Raw genomic sequence first — 2,958 nt, forward strand, 5'->3', positions numbered from 1 at the left:
GCGAATAGTGCACTCGAAAGAGTGCTTTTTTTGTGCGTCAAAGAGGTGACTGAAATACGTAAACTAACAGTTTTCATGTTTCTTTATTGAATATTATTACTAATCAAATTTTCATCAATTATAGCCAATTGTAATGAATAACTTTAAACGAAAACTTTAGGTAGCTTGGCTACTAGTTTTATAGAGTTGGTTAGATTTGGAATTTTCAGAAGCGGAAAAATGCTTTGTATGACAGATACTTAGTAGTAAAAGTTATGATATAGAAAAGTACTTTGTTTGTTGAATTTAAATATGGGTGTAGGAGATTGTTAAAATATTATAGATAGAAGAAGTATATATTTTATGATTTTATAAAGTTCTTTGAATTTCTGATGAGAGTAAGAGTAGAGGATATTCTTTTTCACGCGTAGAAATTTTATAATAATACGCAAAATGATAAGTTGATTTATCGGTGGATGTGTGAAATTTTAAAATAGTCACTATTACCGCTTAAATGTCTTATTACATTTTTGATTTTACATCGTCTAATATGTGTTTTATTCTAGGAAAAAAGAGATTGAACAAGGTAGAATTTATCAAGGATAATTTTAGCTTGATAAATAAGTTACTTAATTAAACTGATATAAGATGAATAAATGTTAATGATAATATTTTTGATGCAGGAACTAGTTTCTTTTTTATATCGATTAAAATAAGATAGAAAATAGGTTAGATATTGATTAATCTATTTTCTATCAGTATCATACGAGAGAAATAACATCCTTTCTACTGATGACTTCACTGATTTAAATTCATCAAACAAAGATTTTTAGGTAGATAACTAAAAATCAAAGCCTGGATTCATAAAGAGGGGGATAGATTTATTAATTGATGAGTGAGAGAGTTTTGAGGAGGGGATATGATATCCTACTCTGAGACTTTATTCTAAGTTGCTAAGGTAATAGAATATTGTGAGATTAAGAAGATACTATAGTTTGATGTGCACCCCAAATGTTAGACTAAAAATTCTAACTTTAGGGGTGCATTTTTATGACCAAATATAATCCGAAATTTAAACATCAAGTGATTAAAGAATATTTAAATGGTAATGTAACTTATGCTTACCTTACTCAAAAATATCAGATTTCAAGTTCTAAATAGGTTCAAGAATGGGTTAGACAATACAAATTATTTGGAAAAAAGGGATTAGAGCGTAAACAAAGACAAGATTACACTGGTGAATTTAGGTTAAATGTATTAAACTATATGAAAACAACAGGTGCCTCATATAGTATAACTGCTAATCACTTTGGAATTTCAGATATCGGAACCATTGCGAATTGGAATACAAAATTTCTTAGAGATGGTATTGAGGCATTCTTTAAACCGAAAGGAAGGCCTCAATCCCCTATGACAAAAGCAAAACAATCTAAACAATCCAAAACATTAACACGTGAACAACAATTAGAAGAAGAAAATAAATGATTAAGAATAGAGATTGAATACTTAAAAAAGTGTCAGGCTCATGGGATTGCCCCCTGGAGTCACACAATTAAATCAAAACAAAAATCATAGAAGAATTAACGGATGAGTTTCATTTATCCGATATTTTAAAAGTGACGAAATTTCCAAAATCAACTTACTATTACTGGGGCAAAAAGATGGCACAAGATAATCCAGATCAAGAGCTTGAAGACCTCATTTTAACTATTTTTAAAGAAAATGATGAGAATTACGGTTATCGTCGAATCACAGATGAGCTTCACCATCGAGGTCATCAGGTTAACCATAAGAAAGTTTATCGCCTGATGAAAAAGCTAGGAATTAGTTGTATTAAGTTTAGCCATAAAACACGTAAATATCGCTCATATAAAGGGAAAATAGGAACTATCGCAAAGAATCGAATCAATCGTCGATTTCATACACCTTATCCTTATCAGAAACTCACAACAGATGTGACTGAATTTAAAACATAAGAAGGAAAGAAATTATATTTAAGCCCTATCATGGACATGGCAACAGGTGAAATTTTATCCTTTTCAATGAGTCATAAACCTGACTTAAGTTTTGTCATGGAGTCATTAAATCAAGTCCTACCTATAATCAAACAAGCAACCTATAGAACAACGATTCATTCCGATCAAGGTTGGCAGTATCAGCATCAAAAGTGGGTTCAAACCTTAAAGAAAAATAGAGTCTTTCAAAGTATGTCACGAAAAGGGAATTGTTTAGATAATTCTCCTATGGAAAACTTCTTTGGCATACTTAAGCAAGAAATGTACTATGGAAAGACATTTAAAACCTATGAGGAGTTAAAAGAAGCCATTGAAAAATATATATACTACTATAATCATAAACGAATCAAAAGAAAATTGGCTGGCATGAGTCCAGTCCAATAGCAAATTCATACCAGCCAATTAGCTGCATAATATTAAGTTCAACTTTTGGGGTTCACTACAGTTCTTTTTTTTTGAGAAGGTTTTTTAGATAAATAGGGATTGATTATCTCTTCAAATTTAACATTATTTCTTTAATTAAATATAAGTGTCATGGAGTAATAAATAAAAAAATGTTATTTAAACCAGAGCTAAACAGGATGTACTCTATTCATGATGAGTGAAGCAATAAGATAAACTCTCCTTAAAAACAAAGCTAATAATCTCATTTAATTTAACATCATCAAAATAATTTCCTGAAAAGATAATGTTTTTATTTTTAATATTTAAAATCGTTCTAGTACAAAGTTAAATAAGAAATCAAAATTTATTCTTTTAATACTGTTTAGTAGATATAGCGGAATGAAATAGTGAGTAGATGTGACTTTTATTGTTATATCAAAAAGTATTACACACCATTAATTAGGTTGTAAAAGTATTTTTATAAAGTAAGTATTATATACAAATTCTTCAATAAGTAAAAAAGATAAAAAATGGATAAAAGGTTTGACAACTTTCGACAGACATGATAAGATAATCAAGT

At 29.2% G+C, this 2,958-nt stretch carries 1 protein-coding gene and 2 pseudogenes; all 3 read left to right on the forward strand.

Annotated elements, in window-relative coordinates; translation table 11 throughout:
* Positions 1 to 1,233: 1,233 nt before the first annotated feature.
* Positions 1,234 to 1,464 (forward strand): annotated as a pseudogene (locus tag QWC74_RS03575) (helix-turn-helix domain-containing protein); the annotation flags it as partial.
* 176 nt (positions 1,465 to 1,640) lie between these two features.
* The gene (locus QWC74_RS03580) at positions 1,641 to 1,955 is read left to right on the forward strand and encodes an IS3 family transposase (protein ID WP_081448235.1); all 315 of its coding nucleotides are present in this window, start codon (positions 1,641 to 1,643) and stop codon (positions 1,953 to 1,955) included.
* A 15-nt stretch (positions 1,956 to 1,970) separates the two neighbouring features.
* A pseudogene (locus tag QWC74_RS03585) lies at positions 1,971 to 2,378 on the forward strand (IS3 family transposase); the annotation flags it as partial.
* Positions 2,379 to 2,958: the final 580 nt, after the last annotated feature.

It is taken from the genome of uncultured Turicibacter sp. (genome assembly GCF_938044715.1).
GTDB classification, from domain to species: Bacteria; Bacillota_I; Bacilli_A; order MOL361; family Turicibacteraceae; genus Turicibacter; species Turicibacter sanguinis.

Bases quoted from the DNA above. Each gene is read 5' to 3' on its own strand.
- QWC74_RS03580 (WP_081448235.1), top strand. From the start codon at position 1,641: ATGGCACAAGATAATCCAGATCAAGAGCTTGAAGACCTCATTTTAACT.